22 protein-coding genes are annotated in these 23,743 nt (G+C 72.6%); 10 read left to right on the top strand and 12 right to left on the bottom strand.

What is annotated here, in order from left to right:
- The first annotated feature begins 139 nt into the window (after positions 1-139).
- Both HCN51_RS07215 and cydB read left to right on the top strand, forming a co-directional pair.
- On the top strand, positions 140-1,486 hold the full coding sequence (locus HCN51_RS07215) for a cytochrome ubiquinol oxidase subunit I (RefSeq protein WP_168007968.1): 1,347 nt from the start codon (positions 140-142) through the stop codon (positions 1,484-1,486).
- An 11-nt stretch (positions 1,487-1,497) separates the two neighbouring features.
- Positions 1,498-2,382, top strand: coding sequence for a cytochrome d ubiquinol oxidase subunit II (gene cydB / locus HCN51_RS07220; protein ID WP_168007970.1), 885 nt, complete (start codon positions 1,498-1,500; stop codon positions 2,380-2,382).
- Here the strand turns inward: cydB and HCN51_RS58010 are convergent.
- The 12 genes from HCN51_RS58010 to HCN51_RS07280 all read right to left on the bottom strand — a co-directional run bounded on the left by HCN51_RS58010 (position 2,375) and on the right by HCN51_RS07280 (position 13,527).
- Entirely contained in the window at positions 2,375-2,644 is a 270-nt protein-coding gene (locus HCN51_RS58010) for an ATP-binding cassette domain-containing protein (protein WP_206066640.1), read from the bottom strand. The two genes, cydB and HCN51_RS58010, sit on opposite strands and share 8 nt — an antisense overlap.
- Positions 2,645-2,953: 309 nt before the next feature.
- Complete coding sequence (locus HCN51_RS62910) at positions 2,954-3,046, bottom strand: ABC transporter ATP-binding protein C-terminal domain-containing protein (RefSeq protein ID WP_206066641.1); 93 nt, start codon at positions 3,044-3,046, stop codon at positions 2,954-2,956.
- A gap of 56 nt (positions 3,047-3,102) precedes the next feature.
- Positions 3,103-3,522 (bottom strand): hypothetical protein, encoded by a 420-nt coding sequence (locus tag HCN51_RS07235; protein WP_168007972.1) that lies wholly within the window; start codon positions 3,520-3,522, stop codon positions 3,103-3,105.
- Between the two features lie 43 nt (positions 3,523-3,565).
- Complete coding sequence (locus HCN51_RS07240) at positions 3,566-3,991, bottom strand: hypothetical protein (RefSeq protein ID WP_080036425.1); 426 nt, start codon at positions 3,989-3,991, stop codon at positions 3,566-3,568.
- A 66-nt stretch (positions 3,992-4,057) separates the two neighbouring features.
- Positions 4,058-5,077: a leucine-rich repeat domain-containing protein gene (locus HCN51_RS07245; protein ID WP_168007974.1), complete on the bottom strand. Its 1,020-nt coding sequence runs from the start codon at positions 5,075-5,077 to the stop codon at positions 4,058-4,060.
- An 8-nt stretch (positions 5,078-5,085) separates the two neighbouring features.
- Positions 5,086-7,437 carry an aerobic carbon-monoxide dehydrogenase large subunit gene (gene cutA, locus HCN51_RS07250; RefSeq protein WP_168007976.1) on the bottom strand — a complete coding sequence of 784 codons (2,352 nt, stop codon included), beginning with the start codon at positions 7,435-7,437 and terminating at the stop codon, positions 5,086-5,088.
- Positions 7,434-7,913: a 2Fe-2S iron-sulfur cluster-binding protein gene (locus HCN51_RS07255; protein WP_168007978.1), complete on the bottom strand. Its 480-nt coding sequence runs from the start codon at positions 7,911-7,913 to the stop codon at positions 7,434-7,436. The genes cutA and HCN51_RS07255 overlap by 4 nt, the downstream gene beginning before the upstream one ends.
- Entirely contained in the window at positions 7,903-8,727 is an 825-nt protein-coding gene (locus tag HCN51_RS07260; RefSeq protein ID WP_168007981.1) for an FAD binding domain-containing protein, read from the bottom strand. The genes HCN51_RS07255 and HCN51_RS07260 overlap by 11 nt, the downstream gene beginning before the upstream one ends.
- Entirely contained in the window at positions 8,724-10,139 is a 1,416-nt protein-coding gene (locus HCN51_RS07265; RefSeq protein ID WP_168007983.1) for a uracil-xanthine permease family protein, read from the bottom strand. The genes HCN51_RS07260 and HCN51_RS07265 overlap by 4 nt, the downstream gene beginning before the upstream one ends.
- Positions 10,140-10,289: 150 nt before the next feature.
- Positions 10,290-11,597, bottom strand: a complete 1,308-nt coding sequence (locus tag HCN51_RS07270) for a uracil-xanthine permease family protein (RefSeq protein WP_222107518.1) — start codon at positions 11,595-11,597, stop codon at positions 10,290-10,292.
- 95 nt (positions 11,598-11,692) lie between these two features.
- Entirely contained in the window at positions 11,693-11,905 is a 213-nt protein-coding gene (locus HCN51_RS07275) for an RNA-binding S4 domain-containing protein (protein WP_080036419.1), read from the bottom strand.
- A gap of 11 nt (positions 11,906-11,916) precedes the next feature.
- Positions 11,917-13,527, bottom strand: a complete 1,611-nt coding sequence (locus HCN51_RS07280) for a PucR family transcriptional regulator (RefSeq protein WP_080036418.1) — start codon at positions 13,525-13,527, stop codon at positions 11,917-11,919.
- Between the two features lie 130 nt (positions 13,528-13,657).
- Between HCN51_RS07280 and HCN51_RS62170 the strand changes: the two genes are divergently transcribed.
- The 8 genes from HCN51_RS62170 to HCN51_RS07320 all read left to right on the top strand — a co-directional run bounded on the left by HCN51_RS62170 (position 13,658) and on the right by HCN51_RS07320 (position 23,734).
- Entirely contained in the window at positions 13,658-14,560 is a 903-nt protein-coding gene (locus tag HCN51_RS62170) for an oxamate carbamoyltransferase subunit AllH family protein (RefSeq protein ID WP_346433561.1), read from the top strand.
- On the top strand, positions 14,557-15,900 hold the full coding sequence (locus HCN51_RS07290; RefSeq protein ID WP_168007987.1) for an AllF/FdrA family protein: 1,344 nt from the start codon (positions 14,557-14,559) through the stop codon (positions 15,898-15,900). Before HCN51_RS62170 ends, HCN51_RS07290 begins: the two co-directional genes overlap by 4 nt.
- A gap of 69 nt (positions 15,901-15,969) precedes the next feature.
- Entirely contained in the window at positions 15,970-17,349 is a 1,380-nt protein-coding gene (locus HCN51_RS07295; protein WP_168007990.1) for a YlbE family protein, read from the top strand.
- 279 nt (positions 17,350-17,628) lie between these two features.
- A complete protein-coding gene (locus tag HCN51_RS58020) occupies positions 17,629-19,695 on the top strand; it encodes a serine/threonine-protein kinase (RefSeq protein ID WP_240972513.1) in 2,067 nt (688 codons plus the stop codon).
- A gap of 42 nt (positions 19,696-19,737) precedes the next feature.
- On the top strand, positions 19,738-20,310 hold the full coding sequence (locus HCN51_RS07305; RefSeq protein WP_168007992.1) for a TetR/AcrR family transcriptional regulator: 573 nt from the start codon (positions 19,738-19,740) through the stop codon (positions 20,308-20,310).
- 56 nt (positions 20,311-20,366) lie between these two features.
- On the top strand, positions 20,367-21,566 hold the full coding sequence (locus tag HCN51_RS07310) for a Cmx/CmrA family chloramphenicol efflux MFS transporter (protein WP_168007994.1): 1,200 nt from the start codon (positions 20,367-20,369) through the stop codon (positions 21,564-21,566).
- Positions 21,563-22,387: an MOSC domain-containing protein gene (locus tag HCN51_RS07315; RefSeq protein WP_168007996.1), complete on the top strand. Its 825-nt coding sequence runs from the start codon at positions 21,563-21,565 to the stop codon at positions 22,385-22,387. Before HCN51_RS07310 ends, HCN51_RS07315 begins: the two co-directional genes overlap by 4 nt.
- Positions 22,388-22,474: 87 nt before the next feature.
- A complete protein-coding gene (locus HCN51_RS07320) occupies positions 22,475-23,734 on the top strand; it encodes an MFS transporter (RefSeq protein ID WP_168007998.1) in 1,260 nt (419 codons plus the stop codon).
- Positions 23,735-23,743: the final 9 nt, after the last annotated feature.

A 23,743-nucleotide genomic window follows, 5' to 3' on the forward strand; every position in this document is an offset into this window, starting at 1 on the left:
GGCCCGCGCGCGGGATCCTCGTAAAGAACGACCAGGACAGGCGATGTGACCAAGCTCGCATCGCGTTGCTCTACAGGCTGTAGTACTACTGGGAGTAGATGTACTACGGCTTGTAGAGCTCAGGGAGACGACGGGGAGCATGGACGCACTTGATCTCGCGCGGTGGCAGTTCGGGGTGACCACCGTGTACCACTTTCTGTTCGTGCCCTTGACCATCGGGCTCGGGATCTTCGTGGCCGGCCTGCAGACCGCGTGGCACCGCACCGGCAACGAGCAGTACCTGAAGCTGACGAAGTTCTTCGGCAAGCTGTTCCTGATCAACTTCGCCATGGGCGTGGTCACCGGCATCGTGCAGGAGTTCCAGTTCGGGATGAACTGGAGCGAGTACTCCACGTTCGTCGGCGACGTCTTCGGGGCGCCGCTGGCCATGGAGGCGCTGCTGGCCTTCTTCATGGAGTCCACGTTCCTCGGGCTGTGGATCTTCGGCTGGGACCGGCTGCCGAAGAAGGCGCACCTGGCGACCATCTGGGCGGCGGCCATCGGCTCCAACCTGTCGGCCTACTTCATCCTCGCGGCCAACGCCTGGATGAAGCACCCCGTCGGCTACGAGGTCGTGGACGGCCGGGCCAGGATGACCGACCTGTGGGCGGTGCTCACCAACTCCACCGCGCTCGCCCAGGTCCCGCACGTGATCGCGGGCTCGTTCGTGGTGGCGGGCGGCTTCGTGCTCGCCGTGTGCGGCTACTGGCTGCTGCGCACGCGCGCCGAGATGTGGCGCCGCGCCGCCCGCGCCGCGCTGCTCATGACGGCGATCGCGGGGGCGGTCGTCGCGGGCACCGGCGACCACTCCGCCAAGCTCATGTACGAGCAGCAGCCCATGAAGCTGGCCGCCGCCGAGGGCCTGGAGCACGACACGCAGGGCGCCGGGTTCAGCGTCGTCCCCGGCATCGAGATCCCGAAGCTGCTCAGCTTCCTGTCCACCTACGACTTCGAGGCCCCCGTCCAGGGCACCGAGGACCTCCAGCGGCGCTTCGAGCAGCAGTTCGGCCCCGGCGACTACCGCCCCGACGGCACCGTCGTCTTCTGGTCGTTCCGCGTGATGATCGTGTTCGGCCTGGCCACGGTCGGCCTGTCGGTGCTGGGCCTGTGGCTGACCCGCCGCAGGCGGCCGTTCCCCGCGTGGCTGTCGCGGGCGATGCTGCTCGCGCTGCCGCTCCCGCTGGCCGCGGTGATCGCCGGCTGGCTGCTCAGCGAGATCGGCCGCCAGCCCTGGACGGTCGCGGGCGAGCTGCTGACCGCCTCCAGCGTGTCGCCGGGCGTCTCGGTGGCCGAGGTGGCCACGTCCCTGACGATCTTCACGCTTCTGTACGGCGCGCTCGCCGTCGCCGAGACCGTGCTGCTGGCCCGGCACGTCCGCAAGGGCGTCGAGGAGCGGGCGCCGGTCCAGGCGGCCGAGGCGCCGCGCGAGCCGTCCCTGATGTACTGAGGAGCCCCCCCATGATCGAGTTGTGGTTCGTCATCATCGCCTTCCTCTGGACCGGCTACTTCGTCCTCGAAGGCTTCGACTTCGGCGTCGGCATGCTGGCGCCGCTGGTGAGCAGGAACGCCGCCGAGCAACGCGCCGCCCTGCAGACGATCGGCCCCGTCTGGGACGGCAACGAGGTGTGGCTGATCACCGCGGTCGGCGCCATGTTCGCCGCCTTCCCCGCCTGGTACGCGGGCCTGTTCAGCGCGTTCTACCTGCCCGTGGTGCTGGTCCTCGTGGGTCTCATCGTGCGCGGCGTCGGCCTGGAGTGGCGCGGCAAGGTGGACGACCCGCTCTGGTGCGACCTCGGCATCGTGGTGGGCAGCGCGCTGCCGGCGTTCCTGTGGGGCTCGGTCTTCGCCGGCCTGCTGTTCGACGGCCCGCTCGCGGCCCTGGTGGGCGGCGCGTTCACGCTGGCCGTGTGCGTCCTGCACGGCGCGGTGTTCCTGGCGCTGAAGACCACCGGCCCGGTACGCCGCCGCGCCCGCACCGCCGCCATGATCGCCGGCGGCGTGACGATCCCGGTCGCCGTCGCCGCCCTGTCGAGCCTCGGCACCGTCCCGGCCCTCGTCTCCATGGCCGCCCTCGCCGCGGCCACCGCCCTGATCTGGCGCCGCCGGGAGGGCTGGGCGTTCGCGGCCACGGCGGGCGCGATCGTGCTGGCCACGCTCGCGGTCTTCATGGAGCTGCGGGTCCGGCCGCTGCCGGGGCTGACCCTGGCCGAGGCGGCGTCGGCGCCGTACACGCTGAGCATGCTGACCTGGATCGGGCTGATCGCGCTGCCGTTCGTGCTGGTGTACCAGGGGTGGACGTACTGGGTGTTCAGGAAGCGGGTACGCGTGCCGGCGGCTAGCTAGCGGGGGCGCCTCCCAGGTACAGGCGGCCGAGACGGGGGTCGGCGGCCAGCTCGCGGGCCGGGCCCGAGATGTGCACCCGGCCCAGGTCCAGGACACATCCCAGATCCGCCATGTCCAGGGCCCGGCGGGCGTTCTGCTCCACCCGCAGCACCGCGACGCCCGTCCGGCGCATGAGGTCGATCCGGTCGAAGACGACCTGCGTGTTGCGCGGGTCGAGACCCGTGGACGGCTCGTCCAGCAGCACCACCGACGGCTCCAGCATCAGGGCCCGCGAACTCGACCTGCTTCTGCTGCCCGCCCGACAGCAGCCCCGCCATGCTGCCCCACCGCTCCCCCACCACGGGGAACAGCTCCTTGACCGCCTCGATGCGGGCGTTCAGCCGGGCCTGGTCGCGCACGGTGTAGCCGCCGAGCCGGACGTTCTCGGCCACGGTCATCTCGCGGAAGACGCTGTGGCCCCGGGCCGACGAGGCAGACGACCTCGCCGGCGCGGACGGGCACGGACAGCCCGCGCAGCACGGGGGCGGACCGGCCGTAGCCGGCCACGACGCCCTCCAGGGACAGCAGCATTTCAGACACCGAGGTACGCCTCCAGCACGCGCGGGTCCTGCCTGATCAGCGCCGGCGGGCCGGCCGCGATCGGGGCGCCGGCGCCTCCGCCCACGTCCGGACCCCCGCCAAGGGTGCCCGCCCTCCCCAAGGGGACCCGGCGGGGGTGGGTCAGCCTACGACCTGCATCTTCTTCGTCCGGTGATCGGTCAGGTGCAGATCCCCGCCGAGCCGTTCCCTGAGCAGGTCCAGCACCTTCCTGCTGGACAACACGGTCCAGAGCGGTCCCACCAGGTGCGGGTTGTACTCAGGGGCGGCATCCATCCAGGCGTCCTTGCCGGCCTGGCTCTTGAACGTCGTGACGAAGAACTCGCCGTCCGGGGTCTTGCAGTACCCCGTACGAAGCTCAGCGGCGTTGACCTGCATGCGTGGCGTGCACCCCACCTTGGCGGCGAGCTGCTCGACGGTGAGGGGGGCGGCGCCGGGCCCTTGCGCGCCCGCTGCGAGATGGCCGCCGCCGCCCGCCGAGGAGCAGCCCGCGACCAGCCCGGCCAGCAGCGCGAGGGCGGCCAGACGTGGAATCGTCGTCATGTGCGGAGGTACGCAGTTCCCCCGCCGGGAGTTCAGACACCGACTACTTCGGTTGGGGTGCCATCGAGGTGCGGTGGTCGGTGAGGTGCAGGTCGCCGTTGAGGGGCCCGCGCAGCGCCTCCAGCACCTTGAGCGGGCCGAGCACGGTCCACTTGGGCCCGACCAGGTGCGGGTTGTACTCGGGTGCCCGGTCCATCCACTCGTCCTTGAGCTTCTCCGTCTTGAACGTGTTGACGAAGAACTCGCCGTCCTGCGTCTTGCAGTACGCCGTCCGCACCTCGTCGGCGTCGACCTGCATCTTCGGCTTGCACCCGACCTTCTTGGAGATCTGCTCGATGGTCATGGGGGCGGCGGTGGCGGGCTGGGCATTGCCGGCTGCGGCGTAGTCGCTCCAGCCGCCTCCTGAGGAGCAGCCGGCGACCAGTCCGGCCAGCAGCGCAAATGCGGCCAGACGTGGAAATGTCGTCATGTGCGAGGGTACGCAGCCGCACGGACCCCGGTTCACTACAAAGCACCGCAACCCTCGACGCCTGTGTCAGCGCAGGATGACGCATCCTCGGGCGGCCAGGCGGCGCAGGACCTCGGGCTCGCCGTCGAGCTTGTTCCACCGCAGGTCGAGCTTGTCGAGGTCGGGCAGCTCGGCGGGCAGCTCCCGCAACCGGTTGTTACGCAGGTCGAGCTGCTTGAGCCCGGCGGGCAGCGTCTCGGGCAGCGTGCGCAGCAGGTTGTTGCGCAGGTCGAGCTGCCGCAGCCCGGCGGGCAGCTCGGGCGGCAGCTCGCGGAGCCGGTTGCCCTGGAGGTGCAGCTCGCGCAGCCGCGGCAGGCGGGCGATGGTCGCGGGCAGCCGTTCGAGGCGGTTGTTGTAGAGGCGCAGCTCGACCAGCGCGGCCATCGAGCCGATCGTGTCGGGCAGGCTCTCCAGCCGGTTGTCGGTCAGGTTGAGGTAGGCCAGCCGGTCGAGCCGCCCGATCCACTCGGGCACCTCGGTGAGGAGGTTGTCGCTGAGGTAGAGGTAGTCGGTGAGCGGCAGGTCGCCGAGCTCGGACGGCAGCGCGGCGAGCCGGTTGTGACCGAGGTCGAGCATGCGCAGCCGGGTGAGCCCGCCGATGGCGGCGGGGATCTCGGTGAGGGCGTTCTCGGCCAGGTTGAGCGACTCCAGGCCGGTCAGCTTCCACAACGAGTCCGGTACGGAGCTGAGCGCGTTCCCGCCGGCGGCCAGGTGGCGCAGGGACGCGGGCAACGGGTCGGGCAGGGCGGCGACGCGGTTGCCGTACAGGAAGAGGGTCGTCAGGCCGGGTGGGAGGGCGGGCAGCGCGGTCAGCTCGTTGCCGTCGAGGTGCAGCGCGCGCAGCGCGGTGAGGCCGGCCAGGCCGGGCAGCTCGCGCAGGCGGTTGCCGTCGAGCCGCAGCTCCTCCAGCGCGCCGAGCCCGGCCACCCACGGCGGCACCTCCGTGATCGCGTTCCAGGCCAGGTCGATGATCCGGGCACCGCCGGGCACGTCGGGAAAGGCGGTCAGCCCGGAGTCAGGCGAGATGATCAGGTCGGGGGCGCGCATGGGGCCGATCATCCCATACGCAGCTCGAACAGCTCCGACGGCGAGATCGGCATGCGGTTGATCTCGATGCCTTCGGCGTCCTCGACGGCCGAGGCGATGACGGCGGAGACGGGGATCACGCCGGCCTCGCCCGCCCCCTTGATGCCGAGGGGGTTGAGCGGCGACGGCGTCTCCAGGTGCCCGGTCTCGACGTGGGGGATCTCGGTGGCGTACGGCATGAGGAAGTCCATGAAGGAGGCGTTGACGAGCTGCCCGTGCTGGTCGTAGACCATGCGCTCGTACAGGGCGCCGCCGATGCCCTGGGCGACCCCGCCGTGGATCTGCCCTTCCACGATCATGGGGTTGATGAGCCGCCCGCAGTCGTGCACGACGGCGTAGCGCAGGACCTTGATCTCGGCGGTGTCGGGGTCGGTCTCGACGATGGCGGCGTGCATGCCGGCCGCGAACGTGGACCTGATCGGCGAGTAGTAGTCGCGTCCCTCCAGGCCGGGCTCCTCGCCCTCGGCGACGGGCGGCCGGTCGGGCGCGGCGGCCGTGGCGAACTGGGTGGCCTTGGCGGTCTCCTCGTCGAAGGCGTACCGCAGGGGGTTGGCCAGGACGGCCACCGTGGACAGCGGGACGGCGGCGGACGGGGCGCCCACCACGTGCACGATGCCGTCGGCGATGTCGAGGTCGCCGGGGTCGGCCTCCAGCGCGTCGGCGGCGATGCGCAGCGCCTTCTCGCGCACCTTCCTGCACGCCAGCGCGATGGCGTTGCCGCTGACGACGGCGGCTCGGGAGGCGAAGGTGCCGACGGCGTAGCCGAACCTGCGGGTGTCGCCGGTGACGACGCTGACCCGTTCGATGGGCACGCCCAGCTCGGTGGCGGCGATCTGGGCGAACGCCGTCTCGTGGCCCTGCCCCTGCGAGGTGAGGCCGGTGGAGACGTGCACGCGCCCGTCGGAGGTGATCTGCACGTGCCCGCCCTCGTACGGCCCCACGCCGGTGCCCTCGACGTAGCACCCGATGCCGATGCCGAGGCCAGGGCGGCGCTCGAAGGTGTCCCAGCCGATCAGCTCTTTGATCATCCGCAGCATCTCGGGGTAGTTCCCGCTGTCGTAGATGAGCGGCCGGCCGTCCTGGAAGGTCATGCCCTGGTCGTACGGGAACTCGTCGGGCCGGATGAAGTTGGCCGCCCGCACCTCCGTGCGATCCATGCCCAGGTAGCGGGCGATCTTGTCCATGGTGCGTTCCATGCAGAACACGCCCTGCGGCCTCCCGGCCCCCCGGTAGGGCGTGACCTGCACGGTGTTGGTGTAGACGGCGGTGAACTCGACGCGGTACGAGCCCGGCTTGTACGGCCCGAGCAGCTGCGTCGAGGTGACGATCGGCACGATGATCCCGTACGGGGTGTAGGCGCCGTGGTCGTGCAGGATCGTCACGTCGAGCCCCAGCACGCGCCCGTCGTCGTCGAACCCGACGCGCACGTACTGCACCTGCCCCCGCTCGTGCGCGGAGGAGACGAAGTGCTCCCGGCGGTCCTCGGCCCACTTGACCTCCCGGCCGAGCGTCATGGCGGCCCACGGGACCAGCACCTCCTCCGGCCACGGGTGCACGATCTTCACGCCGAAGCCGCCGCCCACGTCGGGCGCGATCACCTCGACCTGCGGCAGCGGCAGCCCGAGCGCGGCGGCCACGGCCATGCGCACGCTGGTGGAGGTCTGGGTGCTGGAGTAGACGCGCAGGTCGCGGCCGTCCCAGCGGGCGTACACGCCGCGGCCCTCCAGCGGCATGCTGGCGCTGCGCTCGATGTCGAGCCGGAAGGCGAGCGTGTGCGGCGAGGTCTCGATGGACTCCCTGGCGCCGCGCCCGTCGGCCGCCGCGACCTCCTGGACGAGGTGCGCGCCGACGTTCCCCGGCACGTCCTCGTGCACGAGCTGCGCCCCCTGGACGGCCTCCTCGATGCCGACGACCGGTTTGAGCGGCTCGTAGTCGACCTCGATGAGCGCGCAGGCGTCCTCGGCGGCGTACCGGTCGGCGGCCACCACCATCACCACCGGCTCGCCGACGTGCCTGACGACGTCTCTGGCGAGCGGGTACGCGGTGCGCCCGTGCGTGAGCGCCGGGTGCGGGATCAGCAGCGGCAGCGCCCGGCCGACCCGCTCCGGCAGGTCCTCCCAGGTGTAGATGGCGACGAGCCCTTCGACGTCGAGCGCGCCGCTCACGTCGATGTCGCGGACGCGGGCGTGGGCGTGCGGCGAGCGGACGAACGCCGCCGCCAGCGCGTCGGGGCCGAGGTCGTCGAGGTAGCGGCCCTGCCCGGTGAGCAGCCTCGGGTCCTCGCGGCGCTGGACGGCCGCGCCGAACAGCTTCGTCGTCATGCTTCCTCCGCCAGCAGCTCGGCGGCCCGGTGGACGGCCTTGACGATGTTCTGGTAGCCGGTGCAGCGGCACAGGTTGCCCGCGATGCCCTCGACCACCTCGTCGTCGGTGGGGGCCGGGTTCTCCTTGAGCAGGGCGGTCACCGTGCACAGGAAGCCCGGCGTGCAGAACCCGCACTGCAGCCCGTGGCACTCGGCGAAGGCCCGCTGCACCGCCGACATGCGGCCGTCCCGGCCGGCCAGCCCTTCGACGGTGGTGATCTCGGCGCCGTCCACGGTCACGGCGAACGTCAGGCACGAGCGCACGGGCCGCCCGTCGAGCAGCACCGTGCAGCAGCCGCAGACGCCGTGCTCGCAGCCCACGTGCGTGCCGGTCAGGCCGAGGTCGTGGCGCAGGCAGTCGGACAGCAGCCGCCGCGCCGGCACCCGGGCCCGCCGGGCGGTGCCGTTCACGACGAGGGTGATCTCATGCTCCACGGGCCGCCGCCCCTTCCCGCGCCGCGTCGCGCAGCGCCCGCTCGGCCAGCACGCCCACCAGGTGCCGGCGGTAGGCGGCGGAGGCGTGGATGTCGTCGTCCGGGTCGACGGCGTCCCGTACGCGGGCCGCCGCCGAGGACAGGTCACCGCCCACCTCGATGATGACGGGCCCGCCGCCGACCCCGATGCAGGCCACCCGCGCGCCCGCCGCGCCGACGACCGCGCACGCTCCTGCCAGCGCGTAGTCGCCGTGCCTGCGGGACACCTCGTGGAAGGCGGCCCCGCTCCCCTCCTCCAGCGCCGGGAAGAACGCCGACACGGCCAGCTCCCCCGGCCCGACCGCCGACTCCATGGGCCCCACGAAGAACTCCGCCGCCGGGATCTCCCGGAAGGTGACGCGGCCGCCGTCCCAGCGGGCCACGCGTACGTGCCCGCCCAGCACCGCCAGCACGGCGGGCAGCTCGGCGGCCGGGTCGGCGTGCACGAGGCTGCCCACCACGGTGCCCCGGTTGCGGATCGCCGGGTGGGCCACCAGCTTCAGCGCCCGGGTGAGCAGCGGGTGCGCCCCGGCCCGCTCGACGTCGGCGTGCCGGGCCAGCGCCCCCACCGTGACGCCCGCCCGGCTCACCTCGATCCCGTCGAGCCCGGCCACCCGGTTGATGTCGACGACGTGCCCGGGCGCGGCCAGCCGCATGTTGAGCATGGGGATGAGGCTCTGCCCGCCGGCCAGCACCTTGCCGCCCACCTCCGCGAGCGTGCGCAGCGCCGCGGGCAGGTCGCGGGGCGCGTGGTAGGTGAACGGCGGCGGCTTCACCCGGCCTCGCCCCTGACGGCCGGCTCGGGGCTGCGGCCCGCGATGGCCCGCAGCAGGTGGTAGCCGCCCAGCACCACGATCGTGCCGAGCGCGATGCCCTCCAGGGTGAAATCGCCGCCGATGACGTGCTTCACAGGTCCGATGGCGAGGATCATTCCCGCTCCGATCGGAACCATGTTCACGGGGTCGGCGAAGTTCACCCGGTTCTCGATCCAGATCTTCGCGCCGAGCAGGCCGATCATGCCGTACAGGATGACGGTCACGCCGCCGAGCACGCCGCCGGGCGTGGCCGCGACGAGCGCCCCGAACTTCGGGCAGAGCCCGAACAGGATCGCGATGATCCCGGCGATGTAGTAGGCGGCCGTCGAGTACACCTTCGTGGCCGCCATGACGCCGATGTTCTCCGCGTACGTCGTGGTGGGCGAGCCGCCGACCGCGCTGGTGACCATGGTGCCGACGCCGTCGGCCAGCACGGCGCGGCCCACGTACGGGTCCACGTCCGTGCCGGTCATCTCGCCGACGGCCTTGACGTGCCCGATGTTCTCCGCGATCAGCGCGATCACGGCCGGCAGCACCAGCAGCACGGCCGACGTCCTGAAGTCGGGCGCGTGGAAGCTGGGCAGCCCGAACCAGGGCGCGTCCGCCACCGACTGGAAGCTGACCCGGTCGTGCGGGAAGGCCGTCGCCACGCAGTACGTCCCCTCGGCCGGGCAGGCGTTGCCCGCCGCGTCCCGCAGGTTGGCGCCCGGCAGCACGGACGTGACCGGCCCCGCGACCCGGTCCAGCACCCACGACAGCACGAACCCGGACACCAGCCCGATCAGCACCCCGATCCGGCCGGTGAACCCCTTGAACAGCACGATCACCAGGAACGTGATCAGCATCGTGGCCAGCGCCACCCAGTGGTCCTGCGGCCAGTACACGTCCGCCACCACGAACGCCAGCCCGAACCCGATCAGCATCACCACCGCGCCCGTGACGACGGGCGGGAAGATCCGGTGGATGATCCCCACGCCGAGGACGTGGATGGCCACCCCGGCCAGCGCCAGCACGAACCCGGCGACCAGGATCGACCCGGTCACGAGCGCGTCGGCGTTCGCGACGTCGCCGCCCGCCGCCGCCCTGATCGCGAACACGCCGCCCACGAAGGACGCGCTGGTGCCCAGGTAGCTGGGCACCTTGCCCTTCACGATCAGCAGGAACAGGATCGTCGCGACGCCCGACATCATCACGGCCACGTTCGGATCCAGCCCCATGACCAGCGGGAAGACGAACGTCGCGCCGAACATCGCGATCACATGCTGCGCCCCGAACCCCACCATCCGGGGCCAGCTCAGCCTCTCGTCGGGCCTGACCACCTCGCCGGGGGCCAGATGCTTGCCATCACCGTGCTTGGTCCATCCCACAACCATGCGAGCCCCTCGTGTGCCGGGCGCCTGGACGTGCCGTTGGCGGGCACATTAGGCCCGGTGGCACGCTCCTACACGGGCATGATCTGCCAAATCTGACCCGGCGACCAGAGAGATCCTCGCGCACACGGCGGGGCCGCGGAAGTGAGGGGGCTACTGGCGTACGGCGCGCAGCAGGTGGTAGCCCGCGAGCAGCACGATCGTGCCGAGCGCGATGCCGCTGAGCGCGAACGTGTCGGTGATCGGGAACGCCACCGGCCCGATCGCGCAGATGATCCCGGCGCCGGTCGGCACCAGGTTGCGCGGGTGCGACAGGTCCACCTTGTTCTCGATCCAGATCTTCGCGCCGAGCAGGCCGATCATGCCGTACAGGATGGTCGTCACCCCGCCCAGCACGCCGCCCGGCGTCGCCGCGACGAGCGCCCCGAACTTCGGGCACAGCCCGAACAGGATCGCGATGACCGCCGCGATGTAGTACGCCGCCGTCGAGTAGACCTTCGTGGCCGCCATGACGCCGATGTTCTCCGCGTACGTGGTGGTCGCCGAGCCGCCCACGGACGTGGCGACGACCGTGCCGATGCCGTCGGCCATCACCGCCCGCCCCATGTAGGCGTCCACGTCCGCGCCTGTCATCTCGCCCACGGCCTTGACGTGCCCGACGTTCTCCGCGATCAGCGCGATCACCACCGGCAGCACCAGCACGACGGCCGACGCCTCGAACACCGGCCCGTGCAGCGACGGCATCCCGATCCAGTCGGCCTGCGCCACCGCGTCCAGGTTCACCCGGAAATGCTCCGTCACCTTGCCGCTGTCGTCCGGCGCCAGGATCTTCCCGCCGACGAGGTCCCACACCCACGACAGCACGAACCCGAACACGAGCCCGAGCAGCACCCCGATCCGGCCGAGGAACCCCTTGAACACCCCGATGAACACGAACGTGGCCGCCATCGTCAGCAGCGCCACCCACGGGTCCTTCGGCCAGTAGACGTCCGCCGCCACGTACGCCATCCCGAACCCGATCAGCATCACCACCCCGCCGGTCACGATCGGCGGGAAGACCCGGTGGATGACGCCGACGCCCAGCTTGTGGATCGCGAACCCGCACACCGCCAGCACCGCGCCGACGACGAGCAGCGCCCCCGTCACGGTCGCGTCACCGCCCCCGGCCGCCCTGATCGCCACCACGGCCCCCACGAACGACGCGCTCGACCCGACGTAGCTGGGCACCTTGCCGTTCACGATCAGCAGGAACAGGATCGTCGCGACCCCGGACATCATCACGGCGAGGTTCGCGTCCAGCCCCATGACCAGCGGGAAGACGAACGTCGCGCCGAACATCGCGATCACGTGCTGCGCCCCGATGCCCACCATCCGGGGCCAGCTCAGCCGCTCGTCCGGCTTGACCACCTCACCCGGCGTCAGGCGCTTCCCATCGCCGTGCACCTTCCACCCGAACGCCACGCCCGCTCCCCGATCTCCCGCCTGACCAGCGGGTTCATCTCTTGGTTGATGTTGGAGAGCACAATAGAGGGTGGCGTCGGGCGCTCGCGCACCGGCTACGCGACGTGGATCGCGAACCCGTCGCCGGTGACCACCTGGCCCGCTCTGATCTTGGCGCGTTTGCGCAGCTCCACCTCGCCGTCCACGCGCACCATGCCTTCGTCGATGAGCTGCTTGGCCATGCCGCCGGTCTCGGTGATGCCGCAGTACTTCAGCAGGTCGCACAGCGGGATGTAGTCGTCGCGCAGCTCGAATTCCAGATCGTCCACAAGGCAGCAGCCTAGATGCCGCGCATGCGCAGCACGTGCAGGGCCAGGGTGAGGTTCAGGCGCAGGTGGGGGTCGTCGGTGAAGTTGCCGAGCAGGCGCTCCAGCTTGCCGATGCGGTAGCGCAGCGTGTTGTAGTGGAAGTGCAGCCGCCGGGCGGTCTCGGCCACGTTGAGGTTGGTCTCCAGGAGCGACTGCAGGGTGCGCCGCAGGTCGGCGTTCTCGGCGTCGTCGTCGGAGGCCAGCGGGCCGAGCGTTTCGCGGACGAACGCGTGCAGCTCGTCGGTGTCGTTGACCAGCGACAGCAGCCGGTAGACGCCGAGCTGGTCGAAGTGCGCGACGGCGCCGGGGCCGTGCAGCTGGCGGCCGACGCGGGCGGCCTTGAGCGCCTGCGAGTACGCCTCGGGCAGCGTCTCCGCCCCGGGGCTGGGCCGGGAGGTGCCGGTGGAGAACGTGGCGGGCGGCACGTCGGCGAAGGCGGAGGCGGCGTCCTTGGCGACGCGGGAGGCGTCGATGGCGGCGTCCACCACGGCCACCACCTCGTGGGAGAACCCGGCGACGGCGCCGCGCGGGTCGTGCCGCCTGATGGCGGCGGTCCAGCAGGAGACGAGGCGGTCCTGGGCGCTGCGCTCGTCGCCTTCGGGGTCGAGCTCGGCGACCAGCACGGTGACCGGCCGCGACAGGTCCCAGCCGAACGCCCGCGCGCGGGCGGTGACCCGTTCCGGCGTGCCGGCCCGGCCGGTGAGGACGTCGCGCAGGAAGTCGGCGCGGTACTTGCTCTCGACGGCGTTGACGGCCTCCTGCCGGGTGACGACGAGGGCGGCGACGGTGGCGGCGCGTTCGAGGATGCCGACGTCGCTGTCCCTGATCGCGGCGGCCGGGCTGTAGGCGACGATCCGGCCGTGGTGGTGGCCGCCGGCGAGCACGGGCACGGAGGCGAACGCGCGGGCGCGCGCGGCGGGCGTGCGGGCGCGGGAGGTGAGCAGGCCCTCGCGGGTGATCGACTCGCGCAGGGCCCGGACGTGGTCGTCGGGCCCGGCGGTGGCCAGGACACGGCCGGAGCCGTCGACGGCCGCCACGGCGACGTCGAGGAGCTTCGCCACCTCCGCGGTGACCTCGTCGAGGCCGCCGCCGGCCAGCACGACCTGCACCAGCGCCCGGTGGGCCTCCTCGGCGCGGGCGAGCACGGCGGCCTGGCGGTTGAGGATGTCGGTGAGGACCTGGTTGAGGATGTCGTCGAAGCCGACGTCGTTCGGCAGCAGGATGAGGGGGAAGCCGAGCCGGTCGGCCTGCTCCACCATCTCGCCGGGCAGCTCGTCGACGTAGCGGCCGAGCTTGATGGCCAGCGCGGCCAGCCCGCGCTCGTCGAGGTCGGCGACCAGCCGGCCGAGCGACTGCGGCGTGTTGCGCAGCGGGTAGCCGGTGGTCAGCAGCAGCTCGTGCGGCTTGACCCAGGCCAGGATGTCGGGCACTTCCATGACGTTGAGCCGTTGCACGATGCGGCCGAGCCCGCTCTCGCCCGCGATCAGCCTGGCGTCCGCGAGGGTGGACACGCCGAGCACCTCTCCTACGGACACGCCGTGGATGATCGTGCCGGTGCTGGCGAGACGGACGGGGGGCTCCATGGGGAAATTGTGACCCCAGAAGCCGTCTGTCAGGAAGAGCCAACCATCGCGCTGACTGTTGGCAAATTTACCCGTACGGAGGGTTCGACGGCCGTTCTACGGTCAGGTCCAGGGTCGGTTGGGAGGTCCGGTGACCGTCAGTACTTCCGCGCGGCGTGCCCGCGTCCGCGTCACGGGCGCGGCCAGCACCGCGGTCCGTCCCGTCCTGGAGGCGCAGCGGCGGCCCGCCCGGGTGCTGGCGGCGTTCCCGGCGGGCGTGTACCTGGAGGTCAGGACCGAGGCGGAGCCGTCGGTGATCGCCGTCATCACGGGCGAGGCGACGCGGCTGCCGAACTCGGTGCTGCTGGCGGGCCCGCTGCCGGCCGTCACGGTGGGTGACGAGGCCTCGGTGGGCGACCGGGTGATCGATCTGGGGCCGCTGAGCTTGAGCGTGCGCCGCTGGTGGGATCCGGCCCCGCCGCTCGGGCGCCTCGATCCTGCCCTGCTCGACGACGGCCTGCCGAAGGACCCGCCGGGCGCTGGGCTGGCGGGCAACGGCGCGGTGGACATGCTGGCGAGCAGTTGCGCGAAGGGCTGGCTGCTGGGGGCGGTGACGGCGGCGGAGCAGCTCGTGGGGCTGGGGCCGGGGCTGACGCCGAGCGGGGACGACGTGCTGGCCGGGCTGCTGGTGACGTTGCGGCACCTGGGGGTGGCCGCGGGCTGCGGGCGGGCGGTGTGGCTGGCCGACTGGCTGGCGGCGACCGTGACGTTCGACGCGCGCACGCGTACGACGCCGATCTCCGCGACGCTCCTGCACTGCGCGGCGAGGGGCGAGGCCAGCCCCGAGGTGATCGCCGTGCTGCGCGGGGTCGCGGGCCGCCAGCCGCTCGAACCGGCACTGCGCCGCCAGCCGCTCGAACCGGCACTGCGCCGCCAGGCGCTCGAATCAGCACTGCGCCGCCTGCACCGCCTGGGCCACACCTCGGGGGCGGACCTGGCGCAGGGCATCGCCATCGGCGTGGCCGCCGTCCGCTCGCTGAGCGGGGCGCGATGACCGGCCTGCCGCAGGCGGTGCTGCTCCGGCGCGGCGCCTACCACGACTCGGTCACCCTGATGAGGGTCAGCCGGGCGCTGTCGGAGCTGCCGGGCGTGGAGGCGGCCATGGTCGCCATGGCGACCGACCTGAACGTGTCGATCCTGCGGGAGATGGGCTTCGACGTCCCCGAGTGCGACCCGGGCGACCTGCTGATCGCGGTGCGCGCGCACGACCCCGACGCGGCTGTGGAGGAGGCGGGCCGGCTGCTCACCGCCGTGGACCGGCCGCGCGCCGCCCCGGAGGAGCAGCCGCCGCTGACGACCCGCTCGGCCGCCGCGCGCGGGCCGGCCGACCTGGTGCTCGTGTCCACCCCTGGCGAGTACGCCTTCTTCGAGGCCCTGGACGCCATCGAGGCCGGCCTGCCCGTCATGATCTTCAGCGACGGCGTCGGCCTGGCCCAGGAGCGGCGGCTGAAGGAGCTGGCCGAGGCCAGGAACGTGCTGGTGATGGGCCCCGACTGCGGCACGGCCGCGATCGGCGGCGCCGGGCTCGGCTTCGCGAACGTCCTGACGCCGGGCCCCGTCGGCGTGGTCGCCGCGTCCGGCACCGGCGCCCAGCAGGTGACGTGCCTGCTCGACTGGGCGGGCACCGGCGTCAGCCACGTGCTCGGGGTCGGTGGCAGGGACCTGTCGGCCGAGGTGGGCGGCCTGTCGGCGCGCCGCGCCCTGCGCCTGCTGGACGAGGATCCGGCGACGGAGCTGATCGTGCTCGTCTCCAAGCCGCCGTCGCCCGAGGTGGCGCGGGCCGTGCTGGGGCAGCGCCTGGGCACGCCGGTCGTCCCGGCCCTGCTGGGCACCGGCGATCTGACGCAGGCGGCCGAGGAGGCGTTGCGCGCCCTCGGTAGGGCGGTCCCCGAGTGGCCGTCCTGGCCCGCCCCGCCCGGCGCCCGCCCCGCGCCCAAGCGGATCAAGGGCCTGTACTCGGGGGGCACGCTGAGCGCGGAGGCCGCGCTGGTCGCCGGCCAGGGCGACTTCGTGGACTACGGCGACGACGCCTTCACCAGGGGCCGGGCGCATCCGATGATCGATCCGACGCTGCGGGTGGAGGCGCTGGCCCGCACCGGCGAGCGGGACGTCGTCCTCATGGACGTCGTCCTGGGCCACGGTGCCGACCCCGACCCGGCCGCCTCGCTCGCGCCCGCCGTCGCCGCCGCGCCCGGCACGGTCGTGATCGCCCTGATCGGCACCGAGGGCGACCCTCAGGGCCTGCACCGCCAGGCCGCGGCCTTCCAGGAGGCGGGCGCGGCGGTCTTCACCTCCAACGCCCAGGCCGCCCGCCACGCCAGGAGCCTGGTGTGAGCGCTCAGGCCGTCCGTCCCGCCAGGAGCCTGGTGTGAACGCCCAGGCCCGCCACGCCAGGAGCCTGGTATGAACCCGTTGCTCGCTTCCTCCCCGCACGTGATCACCGTCGGCGCGGGCCTGCTCGACGAGGCGCTGCGCGCCCAGGCCGTGCCGACGACGCCGGTCGCCTGGCGCCCGCCCCTGCCCGGCACCGCCGCCGCCCTGGCCGCGGTGCTGGCCGACCCGCGCCGCCACGAGGCCAACGCGCTGGCCGTGGGCCGGCTGACGGCGGCCCGCCCGCACCTGGTGGGCGTGCGGCGGGCCTCGGAGCTGCTGGAGGCGGGCACGTTCCTGCACGCGGGCCCGCCCATCACGTGGGAGCGCGCCTCGGGCCCGATGCGCGGCGCGCTGATCGGCGCGATGCTGCTGGAGGGCGGGGCGGCGGACGAGCACGAGGCCGCGGACCGGCTGGCGGCGGGCGCGGTCACGTTGCGCCCCTGTCACGAGCACGGGGCGGTGGGCCCGATGGCGGGCGTGGTGAGCCCGTCCATGTGGTTGTTCGAGGTGCGCGACGACGAGCACGGCGGCACCGCGTACTGCTCGCTGAACGAGGGCCTGGGCAAGGTGCTGCGCTACGGCGCGTACGGGCCGGAGGTGCTGCAGCGGCTGCGCTGGATGGACCGGGTGCTCGGCCCGGCGCTGGCGGCGACGCTGGAGCGGACCGGCCCGATCGACCTGCGCTCGCTGATCGCGCAGGCCCTGCAGATGGGCGACGAGCTGCACAACCGCAACCGGGCCGCGACCTCGCTGCTGCTGCGCGAGCTGGCTGCGGCCGTGGTTGAGGCGGCGCCGGGCGCGGCGGCGGAGGTGCTGCGCTTCATCAACGGCAACGACCACTTCTTCCTGAACGTCGGGATGGCCGCGGCCAAGGCCGCCACGGACGCGGCGCGCGACGTGCCGGGCTCGTCCCTGGTGGTGGCCATGGCGCGTAACGGCACCGACTTCGGCGTGCAGGTGTCGGGGCTGGGCGGGCGCTGGTTCACGGGGCCGGCCGGGGTGCCGGACGGGCTCTATCTCGGCTCGTACGGCCCTGAGGACGCCAACCCGGACATCGGCGACTCGACGATCACGGAGACGTCGGGGCTGGGCGGGTTCGCGATGGCGGCGTCGCCGGCGATCGTGCGGTTCGTGGGCGGCGAGGTGGCCGACGCGGTGCGGGCCACGCGCTCCATGTACGAGATCACGCTGGCCGAGCATCCGGTCTACCAGATCCCGGGGCTCGGCTTCCGTGGCACGCCGGTGGGCATCGACGTGACGCTGGTGGCGCGGACGGGCCTGTTGCCCGTGGTCAACACGGGGATCGCGGGCCGGGTGGCGGGCACGGGCCAGGTGGGTGCGGGCCTGGTGGAGCCGCCTGCGCAGGCGTTCACGCGGGCGTTGCTGGCCCTGGCCGACGCGAATAAGTGATCCATTTTAAAACGGACATATCCCCACGTCAGTGGCAATGTAAGGATTTTTCACCTTCCCTTGCGGATTCACCGCCGTTATCGTAACGATCCTCATAATCTGCAAGTAGCGTGAAGAACGCACGTGACGGATGAGGGAGATGGGGGCGGGAACATGGCAGCCGACCGCTTGCTCAGCGGGCCCGGCTCAGAGGAAGGTGCCACGGGGGGCGCTTCGCAGAGCCAGGGTCGCCTGATCGGCAGGCGCTACCGACTGATGTCGCCCGTCGGCAGAGGCGGCATGGGCATGGTGTGGCACGCCCACGACGTGCTGCTCGACCGGGACGTGGCCGTCAAGGAGCTGATCCTGCCCTACGGCCTCGACCACGCGGGCAAGCAGGTGGCCCACCGGCGCATGCTGCGCGAGGCCCGCTCGGCCGCGCGGCTGACGCACCCGGGCATCGTGACCGTGCACGACGTGGTCGAGGAGGACGGCCGGCCCTGGATCGTGATGGAGCTGGTCCGCGCCTGGTCGCTGGAGCAGGCCGTCCGCCAGAGCGGCCCCCTCCCCGTGATCCAGGCGGCCGAGATCGGCATCCGCGTGCTCGACGCGGTCATGCACGCGCACGCCGCCGGGATCCTGCACCGCGACATCAAGCCGGGCAACGTCCTGCTGACCCAGGACCGGGTGGTGCTGACCGACTTCGGCATCGCGGCCATCGAGGGCGACGTCACGATCACCCAGACGGGGCTGCTCATGGGGTCGCCGGCGTACATCCCGCCGGAGCGGCTGTCCGGGCAGCCGATCACGCAGGCGGCCGACCTGTGGTCGTTCGGCGCGACCTTGTACGCGGCCGTCGAGGGCCGCCCGCCGTACGAGGGGCCCGACCCCGTCGCGGTGCTCGGCGCCGTCCTGACGCAGGACCCGATCAGGCCCCAGCGGGCCGGCTCGCTCATGCCCGTGATCGAGGGCCTGCTGCGCAAGAACCCGGCCGAGCGGCTCACCGCCGCCCAGGTCATCGAGATGCTGGAGACGGTGCTGCGCGCGCATGGCTCCCCGAGGCCGCGCGCCCCCGAGATGCTGCCCAGCCAGGCCGACCCGACCCCGGCCGGGCTGCTGCCCCCGCTGGACACCCCGTCGGGGCCGATGCCCTCCCGCATCGTGGAGACCCCCTCCGGTCCGGTACGGGTGCCGTACGACCCGCTGACCAGCCCGTCGGGCGGCCATTCGATGCCCTACGACGGGATGACGAGCCCGTCGGGCAGCCACCGCACCGACCAGCTCCCGCCGCTGCCGCCCGCCCCCACCCCTCAGCACGCCTCATACGACTCGCTCCGCAGCTCCTCCGGCTCGTACGACTCGCTGAGCAGCCCCTCGGGCCCGTACGACTCGCTGGGCAGTTCGTCCGGTCCCTACGATTCCCTGAGCAGTTCGTCCGGTCCCTACGACTCGCTGGGCGGTCCGTCGGGCCCGCAGCCGCCGTTCGGCGCGCCGCCCGCCCCCCGGGTGGGCCGGGGCCTGGACGACGACCTCGACGACCCGACCGGCCCGCGCCCCCAGCCGATCCTGCCGCTGACGACGGACAGCCGGACGTCGTCGGCCGCCACCCCGTGGCCGCTGGCCTCGCCCGACGACCTGCGCGAGCAGTCGCGCGACCTGTCGCACGACGTCTCCCGCAGCCGCCTGGCCGCGCTGCCGGGCGGCGCCCCGCGCAAGGGGAAGAGCCGGCGCCGGGTGGAGGAGGACGAGGGCGCGTGGATCAGGAACGGCCGCCCCACCCCGCTGACGATCATCAGCTCGCTGCTGGCCGTGGCCGTCGTGGCGGGCGCCGTGTGGATCATCCTGACGGGCGGCTCGTCGCCGGCCCCGGTCACCACCCCGGCGGCCACCGGCGAGAGCACGACGACGGAGGACGCGGCGGCGCCGTCGATCATCCCCGAGGGGTACGTGGAGCACACGGGCCCCGGCTTCTCGGCGGCCGTGCCGAAGGACTGGAAGCTGGCGACGTCCGGCGGAGTGGCCACGTTCAGCGGGCCGAAGGACTCGGGGATGCGGATCCTGGTCGAGCGGGCCGCCCCGCAGAGCGACGGCGGCCTGTCGGAGCTGGGCCGGCTGGAGGCCGACGGCGGCATGGAGAGCTACATCCAGGTGCAGCTCCAGCGGGTCGCCTACCGCACCTGGCAGGCGGCCGACTGGGAGTACACCTACCAGACGGCCAACGGCGTCCCCATGCACGCCCTGACGAGGTACGTCTCCATCGACGACACCGCCGCGTTCAAGATCACGATGGATCTGCCCGAGCTGAAGTGGGACGACCAGGCCGACACCCGCAAGGTGTTCCTCAACACGTTCCGGCAGGCGACCTGACCGTATTGCACTGAGCGTTCCAAAACGTGTAGCGTGGCCGTCATGGCGCGACCGAGGAAGTTCGAGGAGGACCGGGCGGTCGAGGCGGCCATGCGCGCGTTCTGGAGCGCGGGCTACGAGGCCACCTCGACGCAGGATCTCTGCGCCGCCACCGGGCTCGGGCGCAGCAGCATCTACAACACGTTCGCCAGCAAGCGCGAGCTGTTCGAGCGCGCGCTGCGGCACTACACGGACGAGCGCAACGCGAACCTGGCCGAGCTCATGGAGGGCGAGCTGCCCGTCAAGGAGAAGGTCAGGACCGTGCTGTGGTGGGCCGTCGAGCCCGACCCTGACGATCCCGCCGGCTGCCTGGTGGTGAACTCGCTGGTCGAGCTGGGCCCGCGCGACCCGGAGATCGCGGAGCTGCTGCGCCGCGACCAGGACAAGCGGGTCCAGATCATGACGGCCGCGCTGGAGGCCGCCCGCGCCCGCGGCGAGCTCGACGCGGGCAAGGATCCGCTGGCCCTGGCCCGCTTCGTCGCCGCGACGGTCAGCGGGCTGCGGGTCGCGGCCCGCGGCGGGGCCGACCGCGCCATGCTCGAGTCGATCGCGAACACCGCGCTGGGCGTCTTCTGACTTTTCCATGCCCGCGTTTTGAACTGATCAATCTAAAACTGTCTGGAGGTATCGCCGTGCCGTTGGCGGTCTACATACTGGGGCTCTCGATCTTCGCTCAGGGCACCTCCGAGCTGATGCTGGCCGGGCTGCTGCCCGAGATGGCCCGCGACCTCGGCGTGTCGGTGCCGGACGCGGGGCTGCTGATCTCGGCGTTCGCCATCGGGATGCTGGTCGGCGCGCCGGTGCTGGCCGTGGTCACGCTGCGGTGGCCGCGCCGTACGGTGCTGCTGGCCTTCCTCGCGCTCTTCGCCCTGTCGCACGTCGCCGGCGCGCTGACGTCGAGCTACGGCGTGCTGTTCGCCACCCGCGTGGTCGGCGCGTTCGTCTACGCCGGGTTCTGGGCGGTGGCGGCCTCCACCGCGATCGGCCTGGTGCCCGCGAACGCCCGCGCCAAGGCGATGAGCGTGCTGGCGGGCGGCCTCACCGTGGCCACCGTGATCGGCCTGTCCGCCGGCACGGTGATCGGGCAGCACCTCGGCTGGCGGGCGGCGTTCTGGTCGGTGGCGGCGCTGACGGCGCTGGCCGGCCTGGGCGTGTTCGCCACCATCCCGGCCGGTCGCCCCGACCGGAGCGGCACGCCGCGCGTCTCCGACGAGCTGCGCGCGCTGGCCAGGCCCGCGCTCTGGCTCGCCTACGGCACCACCGCGCTGACCACCGGCGCGCTGCTGTCCACCTTCAGCTACCTGAGCCCGCTGCTCACGGACGTCACGGGGCTCGACCCGGCCTGGGTGCCGGCCGTCCTCGGCCTGTACGGGGTGGGCGCCCTCATCGGCATCACCGTCGGCGGCCGGATCGCCGACGCGCGGCCGTACCAACTGCTGTACGCCGGTGTGACCGGCCTCGTCCTGACCTCGGCGGCGCTGGCGGCGTCGGCGTCCGTGGCCCTGCTGGCGATCCCGCTGATCTTCCTGCTCGGCGCGTTCGGCTTCGGCACCAACCCGGCGTTGAACGCCCGCCCCTTCGCCCTGGCCAAGAACGCCCCCACGCTGGCCGCCGGCATGAACGTGGCCTCGTTCAACGTCGGCATCACGGTGGGGCCCTGGGTCGGCGGCCTGGCCATCGGCGCGGGCCTCGGCTACGCGTCCGTGGCGTGGATCGGCGCCGCCATCGGCGTGGCGGGCCTGGCCGCGGTGGCGCTCGGCGCGAGCCTGCACCGCAAGAGCGAGATCGTCGGGGAGACGCGCGAGACGGGTGAGGTACGGTCTGCCGTATGAAGCTGGCCGGCATCTCCTTCTACCCCGTCAAGTCCACGGCCGGGCACGAGGTCACCGAGGCCGAGGTGCAGCCGTGGGGGCTGGCGGGCGACCGCCGCTACCTCATCACCGACGAGCGCGGCGCGGTGCTCACCGCCCGCCAGGAGCCGCGCCTGCTGGCCTGCGTGCCCGTGCTCGACGGCGGCGCGCTCACCCTGACGGGCCCGCACGCCGAGCCGCTGACGGTGGTCCCCACCGCCGAGATGTCCACCGTGCAGCTGGGCGGCGTCGCGGTGGAGGTCACCGACTGCGGCGACACCGCTGCCGCGTGGCTGAGCGGGCTCGCGGGCCGGCCGGTGCGGCTCAAGTGGCTCGACGACCCGACCCGCCGCCCGGTCAACCCCCTGTACGGCCGCCCTGGCGACCGGGTGAGCCTGGCCGACGCGTTCCCGCTGCTGCTCACCACGACCGCCTCGCTCGCCCGCCTCAACGACTGGATCGCCGAGACCGCGCTGGAGCTCGGCGAGGAGCCGCGGGCGCTGCCGATGCGCAGGTTCCGGCCGAACGTGGTGATCGACGGGGTGGCGGAGCCGTTCGCCGAGGACGAGTGGAAGCGCCTGCGCATCGGGGAGGTGGAGTTCCGCGTGACCAAGGGGTGCGACCGGTGCGTGCTGACCACGGTCGACACCGAGACCTACCGCAAGGGTAAGGAGCCGCTGCGGACGCTGGCCCGGCATCGCAAGCGTGACGGCAAGGTGTGGTTCGGCATCAACCTGATCCCCGATCTCATGCCGGGCACTTACGGTCGGATCGCGCAGGGGGATCCTGTCGTCCTGCTCTGAAAATTCGCGGCGAAAATCCTTATTTCCCGATATTTCAGTTCACCGTCCCCTTTGGGGTGCTGTTAGCGGTTATGCGAGACTTCACGGGTGACCAGTACCCCCACAAAGCCCGCGGTCTCGACCCCTGACCGGATCCAGCGCGTCCAACGCCGGACCCTGGCGGTCCTCTCGGCGGCGCAGATCGTGGGCGGCGTGGGCGTGGCCGTCGGGCTGGCGCTCAGCTCGGTCGTCGTGGACGAGCTGTCGCGCTCCACCGTGATCAGCGGCTTCGCCGGCACGGCCACCGTGCTCGGCGCGGCCCTGCTGGCGCTGCCGGCCGCCAAGGCGTCCGGGCGGGGCGGGCGGCGGGCGGGGCTGTCGCTGGCGTACACGGCGGCGCTGACCGGCTGCGTGATCTCGGTGCTGGCCATCAGCCTGCGCACCTGGCCGCTGCTGCTCGTCGGCCTCGTGCTGGTCGGCGGCGGCAGCGCGGGCAGCCTCGCGGCCCGCTACTCGGCCACCGACCTGTCGCCCAAGGACCGCTCGGCCCGCCACCTGTCGCTGGTCGTCTGGGCCTCGACCATCGGCTCCGTCGCCGGCCCGAACCTGGCCGAGCCCGCCGACCGCATCGGCAGGAGCCTCGGGATGGCGGAGAAGGCGGGGCCGTTCGCGTTCGCGGCCCTGGCCTTCGCGCTGGCGGTGGTGATCGTGCTCGTCCTGCTCCGCCCCGATCCGCTCATCCTGGCCCGCGCCGGTACGCGCACGGAGGATCCCGGACGCAACCGCACGATCCGCACCGCCTGGCACACCCTGCGCACCACCCCGATGGCCCGCCGCGCCCTGGTCATGATCGCCGTCAGCCACACGGCGATGGTCTCCGTCATGTCGATGACCCCCGTCAAGCTGCACCACGACGGCTCGAACCTCGACGTCATCGGCCTCGTGATCAGCCTGCACATCGCCGGCATGTACGTGCTGTCGCCCCTCGTCGGCTGGCTGGCCGACAAGGCGGGCAAGGTGCCGGTGCTGGTGCTCGGCTCGGCCCTGCTGCTCGGCGCCGCCGCCCTGGCCGGCACCGCCGGTCACCGCGTGTGGCAGGTGACCGCCGCGCTCGTGCTGCTCGGGCTGGGCTGGTCGTGCGGCCTGGTGGCCGGCTCGGCGCTGGTCACGGAGTCGGTGCCGATCGAGCGCCGCCCCGCCGTCCAGGGCCTGTCGGACCTGCTGATGAACGTGTGCGGCGCCACGGGCACGATCGTCGCCGGCGCCATCGTGGGCCTGCTCGGCTACGGCATGCTCGGCCTGATGGTCGGCATCATGGTCGCCCTGTCGGGCCTCTGGCTCACCGCCGTCTGGCGCCGCACGTCCTGAGAAAACAGG

The sequence above is a fragment of the Nonomuraea composti genome (assembly GCF_012034275.1).
In the GTDB taxonomy this organism is placed as follows: Bacteria; Actinomycetota; Actinomycetes; order Streptosporangiales; family Streptosporangiaceae; genus Nonomuraea; species Nonomuraea composti.

Excerpts from the sequence above, each read along its gene's own strand:
- HCN51_RS07245 (WP_168007974.1), bottom strand. The coding sequence starts at position 5,077 with ATGCGCGCCCCCGACCTGATCATCTCGCCTGACTCCGGGCTGACCGCC.
- HCN51_RS07295 (WP_168007990.1), top strand. The coding sequence starts at position 15,970 with ATGAACCCGTTGCTCGCTTCCTCCCCGCACGTGATCACCGTCGGCGCG.
- HCN51_RS07240 (WP_080036425.1), bottom strand. The coding sequence starts at position 3,991 with ATGACGACATTTCCACGTCTGGCCGCATTTGCGCTGCTGGCCGGACTG.
- HCN51_RS07290 (WP_168007987.1), top strand. The coding sequence starts at position 14,557 with ATGACCGGCCTGCCGCAGGCGGTGCTGCTCCGGCGCGGCGCCTACCAC.
- HCN51_RS07280 (WP_080036418.1), bottom strand. The coding sequence starts at position 13,527 with ATGGAGCCCCCCGTCCGTCTCGCCAGCACCGGCACGATCATCCACGGC.
- HCN51_RS58020 (WP_240972513.1), top strand. The coding sequence starts at position 17,629 with ATGGGCATGGTGTGGCACGCCCACGACGTGCTGCTCGACCGGGACGTG.
- HCN51_RS07265 (WP_168007983.1), bottom strand. The coding sequence starts at position 10,139 with ATGGTTGTGGGATGGACCAAGCACGGTGATGGCAAGCATCTGGCCCCC.
- HCN51_RS07235 (WP_168007972.1), bottom strand. The coding sequence starts at position 3,522 with ATGACGACGATTCCACGTCTGGCCGCCCTCGCGCTGCTGGCCGGGCTG.
- HCN51_RS07315 (WP_168007996.1), top strand. The coding sequence starts at position 21,563 with ATGAAGCTGGCCGGCATCTCCTTCTACCCCGTCAAGTCCACGGCCGGG.
- cydB (WP_168007970.1), top strand. The coding sequence starts at position 1,498 with ATGATCGAGTTGTGGTTCGTCATCATCGCCTTCCTCTGGACCGGCTAC.
- cutA (WP_168007976.1), bottom strand. The coding sequence starts at position 7,437 with ATGACGACGAAGCTGTTCGGCGCGGCCGTCCAGCGCCGCGAGGACCCG.
- HCN51_RS58010 (WP_206066640.1), bottom strand. The coding sequence starts at position 2,644 with ATGCTGGAGCCGTCGGTGGTGCTGCTGGACGAGCCGTCCACGGGTCTC.
- HCN51_RS07305 (WP_168007992.1), top strand. The coding sequence starts at position 19,738 with ATGGCGCGACCGAGGAAGTTCGAGGAGGACCGGGCGGTCGAGGCGGCC.
- HCN51_RS07215 (WP_168007968.1), top strand. The coding sequence starts at position 140 with ATGGACGCACTTGATCTCGCGCGGTGGCAGTTCGGGGTGACCACCGTG.